The organism is Confluentibacter lentus, assembly GCF_002806995.1.
Taxonomy (GTDB): domain Bacteria; phylum Bacteroidota; class Bacteroidia; order Flavobacteriales; family Flavobacteriaceae; genus Confluentibacter; species Confluentibacter lentus.
The window spans coordinates 224,448-245,352 of the sequence record NZ_NIHE01000001.1; the positions used below are offsets into that span (position 1 = coordinate 224,448).

Consider the following 20,905-nt stretch of genomic DNA (forward strand, 5'->3'; position numbering starts at 1 on the left):
AGAATACTTCGTATCTTTGTAACTTTCTTTTAAAGTATGAATACCGAAACTGTTTCAAGCATATTACCTGATGAAAGATTACCAAAACCAAAATGGTTGCGCGTAAAACTTCCGACAGGAAAAAAATATACAGAGTTAAGAGGTTTAGTAGATAAGTACAAATTAAACACCATTTGTACATCTGGAAGTTGTCCGAATATGGGAGAATGTTGGGGAGAAGGTACCGCAACATTTATGATTTTAGGAAATATTTGTACACGCTCTTGTGGATTTTGTGGTGTAAAAACCGGCCGACCAGAAACAGTGGATTGGGATGAACCTGAAAAAGTAGCTCGCTCCATAAAAATCATGAACATTAAACACGCTGTTTTAACAAGTGTTGATAGAGATGATTTAAAGGATATGGGAAGTATCATGTGGGCCGAAACCATCAAAGCGGTTAGACGCATGAATCCGGAAACCACACTTGAAACCCTTATCCCCGATTTTCAAGGAATTGAGCAACATATAGATAGAATCATAGATGTAGCACCTGAAGTCGTTTCACATAATATTGAAACTGTTAAACGTTTAACTCGTGAAGTCCGTATTCAAGCAAAATACGAAAGAAGTTTGGGTGTTTTAAAATATTTGAAACAACAAGGACAACGACGAACAAAATCGGGCATTATGCTTGGTTTGGGCGAAACTAGGGAAGAAGTGATTGAGACCCTTCACGATTTAAAAGCGAATGATGTTGATGTGGTTACTATTGGCCAATATTTACAACCAAGTAAAAAACACTTGCCAGTAAAACAATTCATCAATCCAGACCAATTTAAGGAATACGAAGACATTGGTTTAGGTTTAGGATTTCGTCATGTAGAAAGTAGTGCCCTAGTACGCTCATCTTATAGAGCGCAAAAACACATAGAATAGCCATGATACGTGTAGCTATTAACGGCTTTGGACGGATTGGGAGACGGGTTTTTAGATTACTTCAAGATTACAACAATATTGAGGTTATTGCCATAAACGATTTAGCCGATTCTAAAACCCTGAGCCATTTGCTTAAATATGATAGCATTCATGGTGTTTTTAATGGAACCATTTCACACGATGCCAATCATATTATTGTAAACCATAAAAAAGTTGCTTTACTGAATGCCAATCATCCAAAAAATATTGATTGGAAACCGTTCGAAATAGATTTTGTTATTGAATCCTCTGGTAAATTTAAAACTTCCAAAGATTTACAGTTTCATATAATTAATGGTGCTAAAAAAGTCATTTTAAGTGTTCCACCTACAGAAGATGATATTAAAACCATTGTAATGGGCGTTAATGATAGTAGCTTAGATGGAAGCGAAACCATAGTTTCAAACGCATCATGCACCACAAACAACGCCGCCCCTATGATTGATATCATCAATAAATTATGTGGCATTAATCAAGCTTACATAACAACAATTCACTCTTACACAACCGATCAAAGCTTACACGACCAACCGCATAGCGATTTAAGGAGAGCAAGAGCCGCTGGGCAATCCATCGTCCCAACAACAACAGGGGCAGCAAAAGCACTCACAAAAATATTTCCAGAACTTTCCAATGTTATTGGAGGTTGTGGCATTAGAGTCCCTGTTGCAAACGGCTCATTAACAGATATTACTTTTAATGTAAAAAAAACAGTTTCTATTGAAGACATAAATAATGCTTTTAAAGAAGCATCATTGAATCGATATAAAAACATATTGGAATATACCGAAGACCCTATTGTTTCCATTGACATTGTTGGAAATCCACATTCATGTATTTTCGATTCTCAAATGACATCCGTCATTGGAAACATGGTAAAAATTATTGGCTGGTATGATAATGAAACTGGATATTCTAAAAGAATTATTGATTTATTGTGCAATTTATCGGAAAAAAATGTTGTTTTATCGGTAAAATAATTATATTTGTCCACTATAGTTGATTAATATGCCTCAAATTAAAAGATACTTATATTTTGCAATAATGCTTTTTAGCATTAGTATGTGGTCGCAAAAAACAATTGACGACGATCCCGAGATATTGCAAAATAATATAGATTATCGTATTTCACAAGCTGAAATTGATATTGAAAACTACAACTATTTTGAGGCACAAAAAAAGCTTGATGACGCTTTAGAGTTAGCTATTAAAGCCGAGAACAATAAAAGCATTGGTATTATTTATTCCAAAAAAGGCAAATTACAACTTATCATAGAAGAGCAAGACGAAGCCTTAAAATCACTAAATAAAGCGATTGAAGTACAACGTTTTTCAAAAGACAACATTAACCTAGCCAGTTCCTATAAAACGTTGGGCGAAGTTTATCTAAGCAAAAAAAATCACGCCCAAGCTTTAGACTATTTTAAGGCTTCAAAAAATCTTTTTGAGCAGGAAGGTTTAAACAAAAATTTGGCTGAAACCCTATTTTTAGAAGGAAAAACCTATCTGAACCTAGAAAATTACAAACAGGCCAGAATCTTGTTTGAACAATCCATAGCATTAGCGAAAAAAGAAAATCTAAGAAAAATTGAAAGTACGGCACTAGTAAACCAAGGCAAAGTTTATGCCTCTTTGAACGATAATGAAAAAGCTCTAGGATTTGCCAATCAAGGTTTACAAATGGCTAAGAACAATAATTTCCCGGACGTTCTTAGTGATGCTTATTCTGTTTTGAGTGATATTAATCAAAATATTGAAAACTATAAAGCTTCAAATTTTTATTTAAAAGCCTATATAAATTTATCCGATTCCCTTAGATTGGTTAAAAAAGCCAATTTATCTCCAGAAAAGAGAATACAATCTTTGATGAACGATCAAATTGAAAAAAACAAAAAAACGGAGGAAGAATTAGTTCAAGCCAATAGTAAAAATGACTTAAGCACTTTAATTTCCATACTAAGTGTGGCACTTATAACCATACTATCTTTATTAACGCTTTCGCTATACAAAAACAATAACATCAGGCTAAAAACAAATAATATGTTGCATAAAAAAAATGCTGAACTTATTATAGCTAAGGAAAAAGCTGAATTAGCCTCAAAAACCAAAGCCAATTTCTTATCAACAGTAACACATGAGCTAAGAACACCTTTGTATGCTGTTACCGGTTTAAGCAATATGTTATTAGAAGAAAACCCACGACCAGATCAAGTCCAGCATTTAAAATCATTGAAGTTTTCTGGCGATTATTTATTGACGTTTATAAACGATATCCTTCAGATAAATAAAATTGAAGCTAATAAAGTTGATATAGACCCTGAATCATTCAATTTGAAGAAGAAAATAAACAATATTGTTTTAGCATTAAATAATTCGGCACAAGACAATAATGTTAAAATACATTTTGAATACGATAAACATTTACCTGAAAACTTTATTGCCGATCAATTAAAAATTTCGCAAATACTTATAAACTTAATTGGCAACTCCATTAAATTCACCAAAGATGGGGAAATTTGGATTAGGGTTTATAAAATAGAACAAAACGATAATACATATACCTTGCGTTTTGAAATTGAAGATAACGGTATTGGTATTAGTGAGGAAAAACAACAAAACATGTTTGAAAGTTTTTCACAGGGGTCCATTCAAATAAACAGGAAATATGGTGGCACGGGACTTGGTCTTTCTATTGTAAAAGGGTTAATAGATATTTTAAAAGGAAAAATATTTGTTAAAAGTGAGCTTGGAAAAGGGACTACCTTTTATTTTGAAATTCCACTTGAATATACTGCTCAAAAGGAAAAAACGTCTACCGAAACTAAATCAAGTCTTTTCGAGAATGCGGATGATTTAGACTTAACAAATGTTAGAGTTTTGGTGGTTGAAGACAATAAAATCAATCAAATGATTACTAAAAAGATTCTAACAAAAATGAATCTGAAATGCGATATTGTCGATAATGGCGAATCTGCTGTAGAAATGATTAAAGCCAATAAATTTGATATTGTTTTAATGGATATTCATATGCCCGGCATTAGCGGTATTGAAGCCACTAAAATTGTAAGGACTTTTGATAAGGAATTAACCATTTTTGCCCTTACTGCAGTAACCATTGAAGACAAAATGCACGAGTTTGAAGAAGCTGGTTTCACCGATATTATACCAAAACCATTTAAACAAGAAGAGTTCGAGAAAAAACTCTACAACGCGCTGGCAGCAAATAAAGACAAACCAGCTACGGCTTAAGCTTCTTTACAAAAATCCTTAATCAACTTATTAAATTTTGGTTCGTTATTTAAACCAATGGCTATAGGTAAATAGAACAATTTGTTTTTTAAAGATTGATAATGCTTTAACCTCATGAAATCCTTTTCGGTTGTAATAATCAATTGTTTTGTTTCGAGTTCCTTAATGTCGGTTTCAGAGAAATCATGATGATCATTAAAATTAAGATGATCAAATTTTAAATCTTTCTCCTTTAAAAACTCAACCAATGTATTTGCATTAGCAATGCCCGTTACCAACGTAAAATCTTTTAATTGATTTAGTTTTACACTTCTTTCTAAAGAAAAAACAATTTCAGCATAATTTATAAAACTAAAAAAAACATGTTGGTAAGGTTTGATATTTAATTTTTTAATGATGCTTGTTTTATCATTTTCAGATAAATCCATTGGGCATTTGGTTACCACAATGACATGGGCTCGTTTGGCTCCAATTTTAGGTTCTCTTAAATTCCCAGTAGGCAATACAAAATCTTCTGTATAAATATTTCCGTAAGCAGTCAGTAAAATATTAAATCCTGCTTTAACTTTTCTGTGCTGAAAGGCATCATCTAATAATATAACTTCTGGCTTATTTTCAAGTAATCTTAACGTTTTAATACCGTTATTTCTATCGGAATCAACAGCAACTAAAATGTCATTTTTAAATTTACTGTAAAATTGAAGAGGTTCATCACCTAAAGTATTTGCTGAAGAAGTTTCATTCGCTAGTTGAAATCCTTTCGTTTTACGTTTATAACCTCGGCTTAAAGTCGCCAGTTTATAATCATGCTTAAGTAAATTGATTAAATACTCAACCATCGGTGTTTTCCCAGTGCCGCCCACACTTAAATTTCCAACACATATTAGAGGAAAATCATAAGAAACGGATTTTTTTATATCTAAATCATATAGTTTATTACGCAAGCTAGTGACCGCATAATAAATAGGCACAAACGGAAACGTTATCTTTCTAATCAATTTCATTACAACAAAGTAAATATTTTATCTTTGTTTAATAATAAAAAATAGCATTTTTATGATTGTTCAAGATGTCATGAATCATTTAGAAGCATTATCACCTTTAGCGTATGCTGAAGATTTTGATAATGTTGGGCTTTTGGTCGGCGATAAAAACATGCCCATTACAGGAATTCTTGTCACATTAGACACGCTTGAGACAGTTATAGATGAAGCCATTGATACCAAATGCAATTTTATTGTTAGCTTCCACCCTATTATTTTTAAAGGTCTGAAAAAATTAACTGGTAAAACTTATGTTGAACGTGTGGTGATGAAAGCCATAAAACATGATATTGCTATTTACAGCATGCACACCGCTTTAGACAATGCTTTTCAAGGTGTGAATGATATGATTTGCAATCAGTTGGAATTAACAAATAAGCGTATATTAATTCCACAAAACCAAACCATAAAAAAACTGACCACTTTTGTTCCAACTAAAGAAGCCGAACAGTTACGGAATGCTTTATTTCAAGCGGGAGCAGGTAGTATTGGAAATTATAATGATTGTAGTTTTAATGTAGAAGGCATTGGCACATTTAACGGCAATGAAAATTCCAATCCAACAAAAGGCGAAAAAGGACACATTCATTCTGAAAAAGAAACCCAAATAAGCGTTACCTATGCCAAACATTTAGAATCACATATTCTTCAAACGCTTTTTAAAACGCATTCCTACGAAGAAGTTGCTCATGAAATAACAACTTTAGAAAATAAAAATCAGCACATAGGCATGGGCATGGTGGGTGATTTAAAAGAGGCCATGAATGAGAAAGACTTCTTAAACTATGTAAAAATAAAAATGAATGCCGCACATATAAGACATTCCCAATTTTTAAATAAAAACACAAAGAAAGTAGCTGTTTTAGGAGGTTCGGGAAGTTTTGCCATTGAAGCTGCTAAAACTGCTGGTGCTGATGCCTTTATAACAGCAGATTTAAAATATCATGATTTTTTTACTGCGGAAAATAGGATTCTTTTAGTGGATATTGGACATTATGAAAGTGAGCAATTCACAAAAAATGTTTTAGTTGCATATCTTACAAAAAAAATCACTAATTTTGCAGTCGTTTTATCAAAGACAATTACCAATCCTGTTAAGTATTTTTAAAGTATGGCTAAAAAAGAACAAACTGTTGAAGAGCGCCTAAGAGCTTTATACGATTTACAACTCATCGATTCGCGCATTGATGAAATAAGAAATGTTCGAGGAGAACTTCCTTTAGAAGTGCGTGATTTAGAAGATGAAGTTGCTGGACTAAATATAAGGTTAGAGAAACTTGTATCTAGTTTACAAGTGATAGATAATGATATCGTTTCTAAAAAGAACCTTATCGAAGAATCTAAATCTTTAATGAAAAAGTATGCTGAGCAACAGAAAAATGTTAGAAATAATAGAGAGTTCAACTCGCTTACTAAAGAAATAGAATTTCAGGAATTGGAAATTCAATTAGCTGAAAAACATATTAAAGAATACAAAGCTCAAATTGAGCAGAAAAAAGAGGTTATTTCTGAAACGAAGGAACGTTTAAAAGAGCGTGAAAATCACCTTAAACATAAAAAAAGTGAACTTGACGCTATTTTAGCTGAAACTGAAAAAGAAGAGCAAGCTTTAATTGAAAAATCTCAAGATTACAAAGAACAAATTGAAGAGCGTTTAGTTGCTGCTTACGATAGAATTCGTAAAAACGTAAAAAACGGTTTAGCTGTTGTTGCTATTGAAAGAGGTGCTTCTGGAGGTTCGTTTTTTACCATTCCGCCACAAATACAAGTAGAAATTGCTTCTCGTAAAAAAGTAATTACAGATGAGCATAGTGGTAGAATTTTAGTTGATGCCGTATTGGCAGAAGAACAAAAAGAGAAAATGGCTAAATTGTTTGCTAAATTTTAATCCATTAAAAAAATTATATACTCAAAGCCTTCATAAATTATGAAGGCTTTTTTATTTGTGAAAACTTTCACAAATAAAAATAAAAAGGTTTTCTAACTTTATACGACTACATAAAAAAACTTATAATGAAGAATATTATTTCAGCCATAGCACTTACTATTTTATTCAGTTGCCAAAACAAGGCACAAAATAATAATAGCCAAAAAGTTACAGATGCTAGACCAATACAAGTCCCATTACAAAATGGCAAAGCTAGAGCTTATTTTGCCAGTGGTTGTTTTTGGTGTGTGGAAGCTGTCTATGAAAGCATACAAGGTGTCGACGAAGCTATAAGTGGCTATGCTGGTGGCCATACTGATAACCCAACATACGAAAGCAGCAATACCGGAAGAACTGGACATGCGGAAAGCGTAGAAGTTATTTATGACCCAAAAATAGTAAGTTTTGAAACTTTGGTAGATGCTTATTTCGCTTCACAAAACCCAACGCAGGTTAATGGTCAAGGTCCAGATAACGGCTCACAATATCGCTCCATCATTTTTTATCAGAATGACGAACAAAAGCAAATCATTTTAAAGAAGAAAGAAGCCTTAGCTAAAAAATTAAATGCAAAAATAGCTGCTGAAGTTTATCCTTTTCAAAAATTCTGGAAAGCTGAAGACTACCATCAAAATTATGAAAAGCTTCATCCGAACAATAGTTATATTAGAAACGTATCTATTCCCAGATTAAAACGTTTTCAAGCTAATTTCCCAAAAGAATTACTAAAAGAAAATCACTAATCAATGAAAAATGCTATTCTAATTATCTTAACAATTCTATGTGTTTCTTGTAAAGAAAACCAAAAAAACATAAGTGAAACCAAAGAATTAACCATAGCTGAAAAAATTGCTAATGCGCATGGTTACGAACATTGGAAAAACGTTTCTAAAATAGAGTTTACTTTTAATGTAGATAGAGATAGTAGCCATAGCGAGCGGTCATGGATATGGGAACCAAAGAATAACTATGTGTCATTTTTAGCAGATAAGGATTCCATTGTCAGTTATAGCAGAACCAAAATAGATTCAACAAAAATAAATTTAGATAAAAGCTTTATTAATGATAAGTTTTGGCTGCTCATACCATTTCAATTGGTTTGGGACAAAAACACAACCATTTCAGAGCCTATTAAAACGGAAGCACCCATTAGCAAAACACAAATGAATAAAATTACATTGACGTATCCAAACGATGGTGGTGGCTACACTCCTGGAGATGCTTACGATTTATATTATGGAGACGATTTTTTAATAAAGGAATGGGTGTTCAGAAAAGGAAATACTGAAAATCCATCCCTCATAAATACCTTTGAAACGTATCAAGTTTATAATGGTCTAAAATTAGCAACTGAACATAAAATGGCTAATGGTATGAATATAAACTTTACCAATATAAAAGTAACACTAGAATAATTTTCCTAGAAAATAATCCAAACTTAAACTTCAGTCGTATATCATTATAAATATCCCGCTTTAAGCGTCTATATATATTTAAAAGCTCTTTAACCCAAAGTTAAAGAGCTTTTCTTTTTCAGCCTTTAAAAGATTCCTTTATGTGGGTACCATCGCAATAAGGTTTATTGCTTGAAGCACCACATCTACAAAAAGCGGTTGTTTTATTTTTAATCTCTTTGCTGCCATTTTTATGTGTAATACTTAAAGTACCGTAAACCAATAAAGGGCCATTTTCAATAACCTCTACTTTGGTTTCCAAGTGCTCAGCTTCATTATTTTCTTCACCATTCATATAATAACCCAAAGCGCCAGACGGGCATTGCTTTATTTGATTTACCAGGGCTTCGGTTGATGCAGCATCTATAGTGATCCAAGGGCGTTCTCTAGGTTTAAATACCATTGGCAATCCTTTGGCACAAATTGCAGAATGTATACATTTCTCAGGCTCCCAAGTTATGGTAACTTCTCCGTTTGAGTATTCTTTGATTTTGCTCATTTTTAAAAGTTTAAATAAATATACAAAAAATGAATATAGAAGTAAAGGTAAATTCTACTGCCCATTTCTTATTTTTGTTGTAAACAAAATTATGAATTTAAACTTAAAGAATAAGTATGCTTTGGTTTGCGGAAGCACACAAGGTATAGGAAAAGCTACAGCAATAGCGCTAGCCTTAGAAGGTGCCTATGTTACTTTGGCAGCTCGAAATGAAGAAAAATTAAAGCTGGTTTTATCAGAATTGCCGAATCCAGAAAACCATACTTATATTGTGGCAGACTTTTCAAATCCGGAAGATTTACATTCCAAAGTGGTTTCATTCATTCAAAAAAACCATGGATTCCATATTTTAGTCAATAATACTGGCGGCCCTAAAAGTGGTACTATTTTAGACGCTTCTATTTTAGAATTTGAAAATGCCTTCACACAACATATCAAGTGCAACCATTTATTGGCTCAAGCAGTCATTCCTTTTATGAAAACGGAAGGCTTTGGTAGAATTATAAATATCATCTCAACGTCTGTGAAAGAACCCATTCCCGGACTTGGCGTTAGCAACACCATAAGAGCAGCCGTTGGCAATTGGAGTAAAACTTTAGCTAGTGAAGTTGGCGCTTTAGGAATCACGGTAAACAATGTGCTTCCTGGTTTTACTGATACCGAACGCATTGCTGAAATAATAAAAATAAAAGCAAAAAATGAAGGCACTTCCATTGAAGAAATGACTACAGTAATGAAAAACTATTCGCCCGCAAAACGATTTGCAAAACCTGAAGAAATTGCGAACGCTGTTGTTTTTTTAGCAAGTGAAGCCGCCAATTACATAAACGGTATTAACCTGCCGGTTGATGGAGGCAGAACTAAAAGTTTATAAAATATGTATTTCATCCCAGAAGAATTAGATGATTATGTTGTAAAACATTCTGAAGACGAACCAGAACTATTACAACAACTTAGTAGGGAAACTTATCAAAAAATATTGCAACCACGTATGCTGAGTGGACATTATCAAGGGCGATTGCTTAGCATGATTTCTAAATTGGTAAATCCAAAAAACATTTTAGAAATTGGCACTTATACGGGTTATTCCGCTTTATGTTTAGCTGAGGGCATGCAAACTTCAGGAACATTGCATACTATAGATATTAATGAAGAGTTAATTGATTTTCAAAGGAAGTATTTTGATAAATCTGATTACGGAAAACAAATTTTCCAGCATTTGGGAAATGCCATGGGAATTATACCAAAACTGGATAAAACATTTGATTTGATTTTTATTGATGCTGACAAAGACAATTACCCAAATTATTTTAACATCATTATTGACAAATTGAATGTTGGAGGCATTTTATTATCTGATAATGTTTTATGGAGCGGCAAAGTCATTGAACCTATAAAAAAAGATGACACTTCAACAAAGGCGTTATTAGAATACAATACACTTTTAAAAGAAGACAAACGTATAGAAACGGTTATTTTGCCGATAAGAGATGGTTTAACCATCAGTCGGAAAATAGCCTTATAAGTATTCTTTAAGAAGCCTGAGTAAACTTAGCGATTTCTCTTTGTCTGTTAATATTGGCAGAAACAATTTGGAAAAACTCATAATTATCAAAAGGCTTAGTGATAATATCGTCGTAACCTATATTTTTATGATCTACTTTAACATCTTCAATATCTGCGGCCGTTAATGCTATAACAGGGATGGTGTCATTAAATTGTCTAATGGCCATCGTAGCTTCATTTCCATTCATCAAAGGCATATTGATATCCATCAAAATAAGATCAAAATTATTATTTTTAATTTGCTCAATGGCTTCCAATCCATTGTTAACTATCGTACATAAATAACCTTCTTTATTCAACAAGTTTTTTGTTACAATCTGGTTTATTTTATTGTCTTCGGCAACTAGAATCCTACGTTTTTTAGTTTCAGCAACTAAATTGTTTTGTTTATTATCAGAATCCGAAATACTATTGGTTCTACCATTGTCTATTTCAAAATTCACATTAAAGCTAAATTTTGAGCCCTTTCCTACTTCACTTTCAAGTTCTATTTTACTTTCAAACAACTCAATCAATTTTTTCGTTATGGAAAGCCCCAAACCAGTGCCTTGATAATTGAAATTGTTTTCAGCTTCCAATTGTGAAAAATTATTAAATATGGTGTTAAACTTTTCTTCTGGTATTCCTATGCCATCGTCTTCTACTTCAAAACGCAATCCTACTTTATGGTCATCTATACTTATCAATCTAGCTCTTAAATTAATCGTGCCACTTTCTGTAAATTTCACACTGTTGCCAATTAAATTAATTAAAACTTGGGACAACCTAACATTATCACATTTAATATATTCTGGAACGTAATTATCTATAGAAATTTTTATTTTGTTGTTAGTTTCTTGAAGTCTGTATTCGAATGTATTTGCAATGCTTTCCAACAAATCTTTTAAATTGACGGATGTATTTTTCAATTCTACTTTTTGGTTTTCCATTTTACTTACTTGCAAAATATCATTTATTAAATTCAAAAGATAGTCTCCCGAATATTTTAAAGATTTTAACAATTTGGTGTCTCTATAACTCAAATTATTATTGCTAAGCAAAAGTGACGTTATTCCAACAACACCATAAAGAGGGGTTCTTAATTCGTGGGACACATTAGAAATAAATTTCGATTTTAACTCTGATGATTTCAAAGCTTGTTCTTTAGTCATTTCTAGTTCACTGTTACGAATCTCTAGGATTTTGCTTAATTTCCTTTTGGAAGTATAACTTATATATAACGTAATTAATGAAGCGAACAACAATAACAATGTGATTGAAATAATAAGGTTTATTACTTTAATATTGTTATTTGCTTGTTGTTGCTCGAGTTTTTCAATATTAGCAAGATGCGCATTGTTTTTATAATCTTCAATAAGAAATTTGGATTTAGTAACTATATCTTCTTTTAATTTCTCTTCATTTAAAAACCTATCCCTATACTTATTATGATTTATTAAAGCCAAGTAAGCTTCATCATTGTTTCCTGATTTGGCTGATGACAAAGACAACTCCTCGTACGCTTTACTTAAAAATTTTAGATTTTTATTGTCTTCCTCCAAAAATGTTATGGCTTCTTTAAATCTTGTGTTTGCATTATTATACAAATCTTGCTTAACAAAATAAAGTCCATATATATAATTGAAATACCCCTTTGAATAACTACTTGCTGTATTAATTTTTAAATTTTCTTCAACTTTCAACAAACTAATCAATGCCTGTTCTAATTGATTATTATTTATATACGCTTCGCTCAAATTAATTCTTATATCAAACAAAAAAGCTTGTGTTTGTTTCTTTTCACTATCATTAACAATGTTTAAGCCATATTTTAACGCATTATCAAAGTACGAAATGGCATTTTCAAATGCTTTATTGTTTTTATAAAGTTTCCCTAAACTGAGATAAGCGTTCGCAATTAAATAATCATCTTTTGTAAGCTTTGCAGATTTTAACATAGCCTTATAACAATTTTCTGCTGCATTATCATTTTGCATCAAATTGTAAATATTGCCCAAATTATAATTTGCAATGGCATTTCCATAACTATCATCTATAGTTTCTGATAATGCTTTAGCCTTATTGAAACCCTTGAAAGATTTTACAATATCATTCTTATCGTAATAAATTAAAGCAGTGGAATTTATACTATCAATTTGTTTGATAATTTCTCTATCTCTTTGACCAAAGGTCAACGAAGCGATAGATAGAAAACAGATTAGCAGGTTAGTTTTCATTTGTTTGTAAAATTAGATTTGGGATTACCAAAGTATTTTATTTTGCAAACAGATTTAAATAAAATCGTTAAAATGTGCCTTATAAAAGTTTAATAGATGAACGGCACTGTGTAAATAGGTATAAAAATAAAATCGCCTAAAGCTTTCGTTTTACCGAACCTGTAAAATCATCCAAATTCTCTTTTGCTTCGTTAAGCTCTTTGGTGATATCTGAAGTGAGACTAGTATCTATGCCGTTTTTCTCGGCGGTTTTTGTAATTTCATGCTTAATGTCGTTGGTAGCATCTTTGAGAACACGCATACCTTTGCCCAAACCACGAGCAATTTCTGGTAATTTATCGGCACCAAATACCATGATGGCAATAAATAGTATGAATGCTATTTCGCCGCCGCTAATAAATAATAATGTAGGTTGTAATATCACAATACAAATATATGAAGTTGCATCTACACAATAAAAAAAATCTTGTTTATTAATAAAAACATTAACAAACAAGATTTTACAAATTTGTTGCGGGGACAATGATTAACTTCCGGCCTTATCTTTAAAGGTATCGAAATCACTCTGTTGAGCCTGTTTGGGCCACGAATTATTTGAAGTATCAATATCGGCAGTTTCCAAATTAGGATCTACAACAATACCAATAATTTCCTTTTCAGAAGCTATTGCTTTATTAACTTCTTTATCATTCAGTCTCCAAACCTCAGCAGGATAGGTCTCCATTTTCGAAGTTCCATCAGCATATTTATATTCAACAATAAGAGGCATGACCAGACCCCCTGGTTTTTCAAAAGTTATATTATAGAAATATTTAGGCATTTTTAACTTACTAAGCGCTTCTCGATTAAAATTATTCATTAAATAGTCATTAAGCGCCTTTGAATTATCTGCTAAAGAACCCATTTTCAAATCATCACTATAATCTTCACTTCCTTCTTCAACCAAGTACACCAAAGGACGTAAATTGCTTTCCACAAGACCTCTTTCTCTCATATAATCCCTCATATACTTATTGGGCTTTGAGGATACATAATATTTTTTCACATCTTTTATGCCAATATCTACCCAGTCGGTTGTATAAAACCAACCACGCCAGTACCAATCTAAATCTATCGCCGAAGCATCTTCCATAGTACGGAAAAAATCTTCAGGAGTTGGGTGCTTAAATTTCCATCGATTGGCATATTCCTTAAAAGCATAATCAAAAAGTTCATGGCCCATAACCGTTTCCCTTAAGATGTTAAGAGCAGTTGCTGGCTTGTAATAGGCATTGTTGGCAAATTCACCATACTTACTGAGATTCTGGCCTTTAGTCATGATAGGGTTTATGAAATCTTGATCACCAGACATATAAGGTATAATTAAAGGTGCTGGACCCGCATCAGAAGGATAGCTTTTGTGTTGTGGTGACAGTGCTGAAGGATAACGTTTTCCAAATTCCTGTTGGGCCAGATATTCAAGAAATGTATTAAGACCTTCATCCATCCAGGTCCACCTACGTTCATCGCTATTAACAATCATGGGGAAAAAATTATGACCCACTTCATGAATAACCACTCCAAACATACCATACTTTACGCGGTCGCTATAGGTACCGTCTTCATTTGGTCTACCATGGTTCCAACAAATCATAGGATACTCCATACCTTGATTTTTGGCGTGCACAGATATGGCCTTATGGTATGGATAATCAAACGTCATATTAGAATAGGTCTTTAAAGTGCTTGCCACTACCTTAGTTGACCAATCTCCCCAAAGCGGATTACCTTCTTTAGGATACATTGAAACCGCCATAACATCTTTATCTCCTATTTTAACGGCCATCATATCGTAAACAAATTTTCTAGAAGTAGCAAAGGCAAAATCACGAACATTTTCTGCGTATAATTTCCATGTTTTCGTTTCTGTAGAAAAACTTTTTTCAGCTACTTCAGCTTCCTTTTGAGTGACAATTAAAACAGGTTCATCATAAGATTTCTTAGCTTGCTCGTAACGCTCCATCATGGTTTTAGAAAAGACATCCTTTCTATTCATCAATGTCCCAGTGCCATCCAAAATATGATCGGCAGGTACCGTAATGTTTACCTCAAAATTCCCAAATGGCAAAGCAAATTCATCATTACCAAAAAACTGCATGTTTTGCCAACCTTCAACATCGTTATATACTGCCATTCTTGGGTAAAACTGTGCTATGACATAAACCCTATTCCCATCTTTAGGGAAGTATTCATAACCCGATCGGTCTCTTAAAGGCACATGGTCATTTATGTTATACCACCATTTTATATTGAATGAAAATTTGTCACCAGTTTTCATGGGTTTTGGCAATTCAACTCGCATCATGGTATTGTTCACCATATAATTTAAAGCTGCCCCATTGGTCTCTTTAACTTCTTCAATATTGAAACCGCCATCAAATGGATCTTTCAAATAATTTTCAACAAATTCGTCCGGAAAAATGTAAGGATTAAAGCCAGTCGATTCAATTAAAGGGGTTTGAGATTTTTTCGACCTTTTATTTTGGTCTAATTGAACCCAAAGATATTTCAGCTCGTCTGGGGAATTATTTGTATAGGTGATGGTTTCGAAACCTGATAACTTAGCATTTTTATCGTCTAAAATGATATCCATTTTATAATCGGCCTGTTGTTGATAATACGATGGCCCAGGTGCCCCTGATGCTGTTCTATATTGATTAGGCGTAGCAAACTCTTCATCTAACTGCCGGAATTTATTTGTATTTGTATGTCCAGGTTTTCGTTCGGTTTTCTGCTGTTCTTGAGCAAAAATACCAGTCGCTATAAAAAAAAGCATTGAAGTATAACATAGCAATTTTTTCATTGTGATCTAAATTTATTATTGATGAATAATTCGCTTTTAAGCAAATTGATTGAATTATTTTTAGTTAAAAGTTAGGCAAAGTAATAATTTTTAAAAAACCTTCCTACCATTAATCAAAATTTAACATGGCATTATCATTTTGGGATGTTAGTAGATAATTCTTAAATATAGAATTCATTTTTAGCTTAACCATATTCTGTTGGTCTTCAAATAAATCGAATAAAACCTTATTGGTAATTTGAAAAGAATGGATGTCTTTTACTCCTTCTATTTCCAGATAAACCTTCATAACATCTAAATCAGTTTCTTTGCCAATAAAATTGAAAGTCACATCCTTTCCGTTGATTTTAATCTTGATTCTTTCAGCTAAATACTTTTTAATATGAGCATCAACAACTGCTGCGTTTTTAGTATCATCCAAGTTGATAGTTTTATCATAGCGTTGTCTTAACAGATTTTCAAAATCGTCCATAAAAATTCTTGATATTATTTGAACGGACTTCTTCTCTTTAATATAATCTACCTGAGTAACACTTAAATAAAATTTATGAATCGCAGTAAATGCCGAAACGGATAACACAACCAATAAAATCGTGACTTTTATAAGCTTCATTTATATAAATTATTTGCAAATTTACTTTTTTAAAACGTTTCTAAAAACAATACAAAACTATTAATCTTCAGTATCACTTCTATTCTCTAGATACTGTTCATATTTCATTCTTAAAAATTCTAAAATCTGAAAATCAATTTGATTTTTACACTTTTCAATAAAACTTTCATCATCTGCACAGAAATAGAAAAATTCCATTCTTAAATGTTCTTCTAAAGGATTTGAAGCAAAAAAATCATTACCCAATCGCCCTTTTATACTTTGTATTAATACTTCCCTTTCTTCAAATTTTACTCTTTCTTTTAGCATTTTGGTTCTTCCTGAAATAGCATTTATAAGAGCTGTCGCAGATATTGACCCACCTATGCCTCCTAAAGAACCTCCTCCTTTTAGTTCTAAATCTGAGGCTTCGCTCAATCGTCTTTCACTTTGCGTTGCTATTTTACCTGTATAACCCTGTATACCAACATCATAAAAATTAATGGGCGGTTCGCCTTTAATATTTTTAATATCTTTAAGTAAATCTCCACTAAGCCTATTGCCTACGGTCACTTCTCTAAGCTCATTAACATGTTCATCTAAAGTAACCTTGATTGCTTTTTGAGATAGTATATTTTTATCTACAACCACATATTTTGTTTTATGTAACATGGAAGAAAATTGTAAAGTATCATGAAATTTTGCCATAATTGTAAATTCACCATTAGCATTTGTTATGGCATAATTATAGGTAGTTTTGTTTATAATATTAATATTCTCAATTCCAATAGTGCTTTCTACAGTTCCTTTAATTTCAACAGATTGTGACATTCCCATTTGAAATGATAGCAAAATTAAAAGCAGTACAGCATGTCTATTTTTTAACATGCTGTTGCTTTAAGAACAATTCGCTTTGCCTCACTAAAAAATCAATTCTTTTAAATTCTTGTTCATCATTCAACAATTCTTGGGATAAGCCATTATTTTCAACAAAAGAAATAAATTCGTCTACATGTTCCATGGGAATACTAAATGTATCACTAATGAATTTTCGGGAATATAAGTCTAACAACAATTTGGGTTTTGCAAATTTGGGGGTATCGTCTATATAGCTACGCTTTTTAGGTTTAAAAAGCATGTTTGCTATTTTCACAAAATCAACTCCATTATAAAGTTCATGATTATTCATTACTGCATTTAATTCTCTTGAAACCTTAAAATCATTATGTCCCTTTTCGTCATACATTTCCAAAGCATTCATATTTCCTAAATCCATTTCTATCTTGGGAGGGATTACGGCATTTTCTATATCAACCACTAAGTTTCCTGACAAACCATGTCTTAATATAACCGCGTTTAATTGATTGACGTGTTCCACTAAATAAATTTTAAGTGATTTTGATTCAATCACTTCTTTTGTTATAGTGACTTTTTGGGTTTCAAATTGTAATGCAGAAATTTCAATGACATCGTTTTCAGTAACTTCTAAAAAAAATTCTCCTTTTTCGTTTGTTATCGTGCCTTTATTGGAAGATCTATTATAAATGGCAACTGCTTCTACATCATTAGCATTTGCATACATAAACCCATGAACTTCTACCCTTTTAATGGTTTGACCAATCAAGGAATTGTATGTAATCAAAAATGCTATAAAAAGTATTTTTTGCTTCAAGCCTCTAATTTATTGATACCTAAAGATAAAGAACGCTTTTCAAATCTTAAATAAAATGTAAACTCTCTATAAATTTTTGTTAAAGTGAACATTTAGTTAGCTTTACACAAAACTTGATATGGCATGAAGAATATGATTATTGCTAGCACCTCCACACTACACGGAAGCGATTATTTAGAATATCTTTTAGATGATTTAACAACACTTTTTAAAGATGCTTCTGAAATTATATTCATTCCTTACGCAAGACCAAGTGGCATTTCCCATGATGATTATACCGAAAAAGTCTCGGAAGCTTTTTTTAAAATTAACAAACAAGTAAAAGGTATCCACACATTTAAAAATCCAGTAACAGCTATTAAAAATGCGGAAGCTATTTTTGTTGGTGGCGGAAATACCTTTGTTTTACTTTATCAATTGTATAAAAATAATTTAATACCTATCTTAAAAGAAAACGTTGCTAGCGGAACACCCTATTTAGGAACCAGTGCTGGAAGTAATATTTGTGGGTTGACTATAAAAAGCACTAACGACATGCCTATTGTATATCCACCAAGTTTTAACGCCATTGGTTTAGTGCCATTTAATATCAATCCACATTATTTAGACCCCGATTACAATAGCAAGCACATGGGCGAAACTAGGGAAACAAGAATACATGAATTCCACCATTTTAACACGCAACCAGTTATTGGCTTAAGGGAAGGCAGCTGGCTTCAAGTAAAAAACAATTCCATCATTTTAAAAGGAGATTTAACCGCTAGAATATTTGAACAAAATAAAGCGGCGTACGAAGCAGCGTCTGGAACAGAATTGAATACCTTAAAATAAAAAAGCCCCACTATTTAAGTGAAGCTTTCGAGCGGGAGACCGAGTTCCCTTCGACTGCGTTCAGGATAAACTTCTCACCCTAAAATTTAATTGACTACAAAAATTTAGCATAAAAAAAGCCTCACCGTTTAAGTGAAGCTTTCGAGCGGGAGACCGGGTTCGAACCGGCGACATTCAGCTTGGAAGGCTGACGCTCTACCAACTGAGCTACTCCCGCAATTCCACCGCAAATATATATAAACTACACTTTCATTTGCAACAAAAAATGTAACTTTTAAATCCGAATTGTTATTTTGTTTAAGTTTGAAAAAATATTTATCCATTACGAATGATAGGAAATCCAAATTATAGAACTGAGTTAATAACTTCAAAAGAAGCTTGGTCCATAAGACAGCCTGTATTACGTGAAGGAAAGCCTATTGAAGCCTGTATTTTTGATGGAGACGATTTTGAAACCACCTTTCATACGGGCTTATTTGTTGATGACAATCTTATTGCAGTCGCCACATTTATGAAGAATCCCCACAAATTGTTTTTAGAAAAAAACCAATTTCAGTTACGAGGTATGGCTGTATTGAAAGAATTTCAAGGAAAAGGTTATGGCCATGAAATTTTGAAATTTGGGGAATCTATTCTCATAAAACAAGATGTAAAATTGATTTGGTGCAATGCTAGAAAAATTGCTGTCAATTTTTATCAAAAAAACCACTATACCGTAAAAGGAGACTCGTTTATTATCCCAGAAATAGGGATTCATTATGTTATGGGTAAAACTTTGTAAATCAATCATAAAAAAGCGTATTTTTATTAATATAAAAATTCTTTAATGAGAAGTAGAAATTTTAAATTCAGGTTATTGATTGGTGTTGCGATCGCTTTATTTTTTGTTTTTAAAAGATGTAGCCAACGAGAAGTGAACCCCTACACAGGTAGAACACAAACCATATCTATGAACGCAGATAAAGAAATTGCGATTGGTTTACAAAGCGCCCCGCAAATAGCTCAAGAGTATGGTGGTTTGTATCCTAACAACGAATACCAAGCTTTTGTAGATAATGTAGGCAACAAATTAGTTAACAATAGTGTTGCAAGAGACACGCCGTATAAATACGAATTTCATTTATTATCAGACCCGAATACTATTAATGCATTTGCGCTTCCTGGCGGACAAATTTTCATAACCTATGCCCTATTTTCTAAATTAGAAAATGAAGATCAACTGGCTGGTGTTTTAGGTCATGAAATTGGGCATGTTATAGGGCGACATAGTGCCGAACGTATTGCTGAAAGTGAATATTGGCAAGGTTTGGTTACCGCTGGAAATGTTGGAGCCGATATAGGAAACGTGATTGGTGGTATTGGACAAAACACGCTTCTCACCAACGGTAGGGATGATGAATTGGAGAGTGACGATTTAGGTGTTTTGTTTATGCTAAAATCTGGTTATAACCCGGAAGAAATGATTGATGTTATGGAGATACTCAAAGCGGCCGCGGGCCCCAACAGATTACCAGAATTTAAAAGCACGCACCCCGATCCTGAAAACAGAATAGAAAAAATAAAAGAAGCTATTGATAAATACAAAAAAAACCCTGAAATTCAGGGTTTGTAATGATTGACTAACTCAAATAATTTATATTATATATAAATTATTTATTTTTTCATGGCTTCTTCTAAAATAGCTTTAGCATCATTGGCTTTGTGCAATTCAGCATATTTTAGAGCCGTCATACCTTTGTCCGATTTTGCTTTTAAATCTGCCCCATTAGCGATTAATAGTTTTAAAATATCGGTTCTGTTGTATTTAGCAGCATACATAACTGGTGTCATACCTTCAGATTTTTGATTAACATCGGTACCAAGTTCTACCAATTTTTTTACTGTTTCAAAATCGCCTTTAGCAATAGATACGCAAAAAGGACTGACTTTTACTTTTGAAGAAGATTGATAGGTGTTCGGATTTTTAATTGATGTTTCGGCATGTAATGTTACTACTGAAAAACATAATGCCAGTGCAGAAATAATGATTGTTTTTTTCATGATGAATGATTTTAAAT

General features: G+C 32.6%; 21 protein-coding genes and 1 tRNA gene. 12 read left to right on the plus strand and 10 right to left on the minus strand.

Annotated features, from left to right (window positions below; all coding sequences use genetic code 11):
- The first annotated feature begins 36 nt into the window (after positions 1-36).
- From lipA to CDH50_RS00995, 3 genes are all read left to right on the plus strand, one after another.
- On the plus strand, positions 37-918 hold the full coding sequence (gene lipA / locus CDH50_RS00985) for a lipoyl synthase (protein WP_100610028.1): 882 nt from the start codon (positions 37-39) through the stop codon (positions 916-918).
- Between the two features lie 2 nt (positions 919-920).
- Positions 921-1,937: a type I glyceraldehyde-3-phosphate dehydrogenase gene (gene gap, locus CDH50_RS00990; protein ID WP_100610029.1), complete on the plus strand. Its 1,017-nt coding sequence runs from the start codon at positions 921-923 to the stop codon at positions 1,935-1,937.
- Between the two features lie 64 nt (positions 1,938-2,001).
- Entirely contained in the window at positions 2,002-4,206 is a 2,205-nt protein-coding gene (locus tag CDH50_RS00995) for an ATP-binding protein (protein WP_232731930.1), read from the plus strand.
- Here CDH50_RS00995 and lpxK read toward each other — a convergent pair.
- Positions 4,203-5,210, minus strand: a complete 1,008-nt coding sequence (lpxK, locus tag CDH50_RS01000) for a tetraacyldisaccharide 4'-kinase (RefSeq protein WP_100610031.1) — start codon at positions 5,208-5,210, stop codon at positions 4,203-4,205. The genes CDH50_RS00995 and lpxK overlap by 4 nt on opposite strands.
- A 52-nt stretch (positions 5,211-5,262) precedes the next feature.
- Here lpxK and CDH50_RS01005 point away from each other — a divergent pair, with 52 nt between their 5' ends.
- The 4 genes from CDH50_RS01005 (at position 5,263) to CDH50_RS01020 (ending at position 8,591) form a co-directional block, all read left to right on the plus strand.
- On the plus strand, positions 5,263-6,357 hold the full coding sequence (locus tag CDH50_RS01005; RefSeq protein WP_100610032.1) for a Nif3-like dinuclear metal center hexameric protein: 1,095 nt from the start codon (positions 5,263-5,265) through the stop codon (positions 6,355-6,357).
- Between the two features lie 3 nt (positions 6,358-6,360).
- Positions 6,361-7,137: a zinc ribbon domain-containing protein gene (locus CDH50_RS01010; protein ID WP_100610033.1), complete on the plus strand. Its 777-nt coding sequence runs from the start codon at positions 6,361-6,363 to the stop codon at positions 7,135-7,137.
- A 125-nt stretch (positions 7,138-7,262) separates the two neighbouring features.
- Positions 7,263-7,919, plus strand: coding sequence for a peptide-methionine (S)-S-oxide reductase MsrA (gene msrA, locus CDH50_RS01015; protein ID WP_100610034.1), 657 nt, complete (start codon positions 7,263-7,265; stop codon positions 7,917-7,919).
- 3 nt (positions 7,920-7,922) lie between these two features.
- Entirely contained in the window at positions 7,923-8,591 is a 669-nt protein-coding gene (locus CDH50_RS01020; protein ID WP_100610035.1) for a hypothetical protein, read from the plus strand.
- Between the two features lie 118 nt (positions 8,592-8,709).
- On the opposite strand, the gene CDH50_RS01025 is transcribed toward CDH50_RS01020, so the two are convergent.
- Positions 8,710-9,129, minus strand: a complete 420-nt coding sequence (locus CDH50_RS01025) for a (4Fe-4S)-binding protein (RefSeq protein ID WP_100610036.1) — start codon at positions 9,127-9,129, stop codon at positions 8,710-8,712.
- A 91-nt stretch (positions 9,130-9,220) separates the two neighbouring features.
- Here CDH50_RS01025 and CDH50_RS01030 point away from each other — a divergent pair, with 91 nt between their 5' ends.
- Together CDH50_RS01030 and CDH50_RS01035 are read left to right on the plus strand one after the other, a co-directional pair.
- The gene (locus CDH50_RS01030) at positions 9,221-10,003 is read left to right on the plus strand and encodes an SDR family oxidoreductase (protein ID WP_100610558.1); all 783 of its coding nucleotides are present in this window, start codon (positions 9,221-9,223) and stop codon (positions 10,001-10,003) included.
- A 3-nt stretch (positions 10,004-10,006) separates the two neighbouring features.
- Positions 10,007-10,654: an O-methyltransferase gene (locus CDH50_RS01035; protein ID WP_100610037.1), complete on the plus strand. Its 648-nt coding sequence runs from the start codon at positions 10,007-10,009 to the stop codon at positions 10,652-10,654.
- Positions 10,655-10,661: 7 nt separating this feature from the next.
- Here the strand turns inward: CDH50_RS01035 and CDH50_RS01040 are convergent, their stop codons facing one another.
- The 6 genes from CDH50_RS01040 to CDH50_RS01065 form a co-directional block, all read right to left on the minus strand.
- Positions 10,662-12,911, minus strand: a complete 2,250-nt coding sequence (locus tag CDH50_RS01040) for a tetratricopeptide repeat-containing hybrid sensor histidine kinase/response regulator (RefSeq protein ID WP_100610038.1) — start codon at positions 12,909-12,911, stop codon at positions 10,662-10,664.
- A 136-nt stretch (positions 12,912-13,047) separates the two neighbouring features.
- Positions 13,048-13,335, minus strand: coding sequence for a Sec-independent protein translocase subunit TatA/TatB (locus tag CDH50_RS01045; RefSeq protein WP_100610559.1), 288 nt, complete (start codon positions 13,333-13,335; stop codon positions 13,048-13,050).
- Positions 13,336-13,437: 102 nt separating this feature from the next.
- Positions 13,438-15,753 (minus strand): M1 family metallopeptidase, encoded by a 2,316-nt coding sequence (locus tag CDH50_RS01050; protein ID WP_100610039.1) that lies wholly within the window; start codon positions 15,751-15,753, stop codon positions 13,438-13,440.
- 109 nt (positions 15,754-15,862) lie between these two features.
- On the minus strand, positions 15,863-16,366 hold the full coding sequence (locus CDH50_RS01055) for a DUF6702 family protein (protein ID WP_100610040.1): 504 nt from the start codon (positions 16,364-16,366) through the stop codon (positions 15,863-15,865).
- 60 nt (positions 16,367-16,426) lie between these two features.
- Complete coding sequence (locus tag CDH50_RS01060; protein ID WP_232731931.1) at positions 16,427-17,233, minus strand: carboxypeptidase-like regulatory domain-containing protein; 807 nt, start codon at positions 17,231-17,233, stop codon at positions 16,427-16,429.
- Positions 17,220-18,017, minus strand: coding sequence for a carboxypeptidase-like regulatory domain-containing protein (locus CDH50_RS01065; RefSeq protein ID WP_100610041.1), 798 nt, complete (start codon positions 18,015-18,017; stop codon positions 17,220-17,222). The genes CDH50_RS01060 and CDH50_RS01065 overlap by 14 nt, the downstream gene beginning before the upstream one ends.
- Positions 18,018-18,140: 123 nt before the next feature.
- On the opposite strand from CDH50_RS01065, the gene pepE reads away from it, so the two are divergent.
- Positions 18,141-18,848, plus strand: coding sequence for a dipeptidase PepE (gene pepE / locus CDH50_RS01070; protein WP_100610042.1), 708 nt, complete (start codon positions 18,141-18,143; stop codon positions 18,846-18,848).
- A gap of 144 nt (positions 18,849-18,992) precedes the next feature.
- Here the strand turns inward: pepE and CDH50_RS01075 are convergent.
- Positions 18,993-19,065: transfer RNA gene (locus tag CDH50_RS01075), tRNA-Gly, on the minus strand.
- Between the two features lie 111 nt (positions 19,066-19,176).
- Here CDH50_RS01075 and CDH50_RS01080 point away from each other — a divergent pair.
- Both CDH50_RS01080 and CDH50_RS01085 read left to right on the plus strand, forming a co-directional pair.
- A complete protein-coding gene (locus tag CDH50_RS01080) occupies positions 19,177-19,629 on the plus strand; it encodes a GNAT family N-acetyltransferase (protein WP_100610043.1) in 453 nt (150 codons plus the stop codon).
- A gap of 45 nt (positions 19,630-19,674) precedes the next feature.
- On the plus strand, positions 19,675-20,460 hold the full coding sequence (locus CDH50_RS01085) for a M48 family metalloprotease (protein WP_100610044.1): 786 nt from the start codon (positions 19,675-19,677) through the stop codon (positions 20,458-20,460).
- A gap of 41 nt (positions 20,461-20,501) precedes the next feature.
- On the opposite strand, the gene CDH50_RS01090 is transcribed toward CDH50_RS01085, so the two are convergent.
- On the minus strand, positions 20,502-20,888 hold the full coding sequence (locus CDH50_RS01090; protein ID WP_100610045.1) for an ankyrin repeat domain-containing protein: 387 nt from the start codon (positions 20,886-20,888) through the stop codon (positions 20,502-20,504).
- Between the last annotated feature and the right edge of the window lie 17 nt (positions 20,889-20,905).

Coding starts and splice junctions, on each gene's coding strand:
- lipA (WP_100610028.1), top strand. CDS start 37: ATGAATACCGAAACTGTTTCAAGCATATTACCTGATGAAAGATTACCA.
- gap (WP_100610029.1), top strand. CDS start 921: ATGATACGTGTAGCTATTAACGGCTTTGGACGGATTGGGAGACGGGTT.
- CDH50_RS00995 (WP_232731930.1), top strand. CDS start 2,002: ATGCTTTTTAGCATTAGTATGTGGTCGCAAAAAACAATTGACGACGAT.
- lpxK (WP_100610031.1), bottom strand. CDS start 5,210: ATGAAATTGATTAGAAAGATAACGTTTCCGTTTGTGCCTATTTATTAT.
- CDH50_RS01005 (WP_100610032.1), top strand. CDS start 5,263: ATGATTGTTCAAGATGTCATGAATCATTTAGAAGCATTATCACCTTTA.
- CDH50_RS01010 (WP_100610033.1), top strand. CDS start 6,361: ATGGCTAAAAAAGAACAAACTGTTGAAGAGCGCCTAAGAGCTTTATAC.
- msrA (WP_100610034.1), top strand. CDS start 7,263: ATGAAGAATATTATTTCAGCCATAGCACTTACTATTTTATTCAGTTGC.
- CDH50_RS01020 (WP_100610035.1), top strand. CDS start 7,923: ATGAAAAATGCTATTCTAATTATCTTAACAATTCTATGTGTTTCTTGT.
- CDH50_RS01025 (WP_100610036.1), bottom strand. CDS start 9,129: ATGAGCAAAATCAAAGAATACTCAAACGGAGAAGTTACCATAACTTGG.
- CDH50_RS01030 (WP_100610558.1), top strand. CDS start 9,221: ATGAATTTAAACTTAAAGAATAAGTATGCTTTGGTTTGCGGAAGCACA.
- CDH50_RS01035 (WP_100610037.1), top strand. CDS start 10,007: ATGTATTTCATCCCAGAAGAATTAGATGATTATGTTGTAAAACATTCT.
- CDH50_RS01040 (WP_100610038.1), bottom strand. CDS start 12,911: ATGAAAACTAACCTGCTAATCTGTTTTCTATCTATCGCTTCGTTGACC.
- CDH50_RS01050 (WP_100610039.1), bottom strand. CDS start 15,753: ATGAAAAAATTGCTATGTTATACTTCAATGCTTTTTTTTATAGCGACT.
- CDH50_RS01055 (WP_100610040.1), bottom strand. CDS start 16,366: ATGAAGCTTATAAAAGTCACGATTTTATTGGTTGTGTTATCCGTTTCG.
- CDH50_RS01060 (WP_232731931.1), bottom strand. CDS start 17,233: ATGTTAAAAAATAGACATGCTGTACTGCTTTTAATTTTGCTATCATTT.
- pepE (WP_100610042.1), top strand. CDS start 18,141: ATGAAGAATATGATTATTGCTAGCACCTCCACACTACACGGAAGCGAT.
- CDH50_RS01080 (WP_100610043.1), top strand. CDS start 19,177: ATGATAGGAAATCCAAATTATAGAACTGAGTTAATAACTTCAAAAGAA.
- CDH50_RS01085 (WP_100610044.1), top strand. CDS start 19,675: ATGAGAAGTAGAAATTTTAAATTCAGGTTATTGATTGGTGTTGCGATC.
- CDH50_RS01090 (WP_100610045.1), bottom strand. CDS start 20,888: ATGAAAAAAACAATCATTATTTCTGCACTGGCATTATGTTTTTCAGTA.